This window comes from Bacillus sp. SIMBA_031 (assembly GCF_046535225.1).
Classification (GTDB): Bacteria; Bacillota; Bacilli; order Bacillales; family Bacillaceae; genus Bacillus; species Bacillus velezensis.
Map to the genome: position 1 here is coordinate 1 of NZ_JAWRXC010000374.1, position 261 is coordinate 261.

The 261-nt window shown below is 35.2% G+C and carries 1 protein-coding gene; it reads right to left on the reverse strand.

Annotated elements, in window-relative coordinates:
• Positions 1-261 (reverse strand): choice-of-anchor J domain-containing protein (locus tag SB724_RS20695; RefSeq protein WP_410572804.1); only part of this gene is annotated, 261 nt, incomplete at both ends.

The following is a 261-nucleotide window of genomic DNA, read 5'->3' on the forward strand; positions in this document are numbered from 1 at the left end:
GATGCTTTAGAAACTTCAGAAGTTGCCAACGTTCCTGTTGTTGTAACTTTGAAATCATCTATCAATAAAGCAAACTGGTCGTCCGACACACATTGTATAGCGATATAAACGCCTTGCCCAGAATAAGCATCTAGATTAAAAGTATGTTGATTCCACGCTACAACAGAAGGTGTTACTATTGTGCTTGTGTTAATCTTTGTAAAACTGGTTGTCTGTGTATTTGTTGTTGAAACATAAACATTAAATTTTTCAGCACCATAT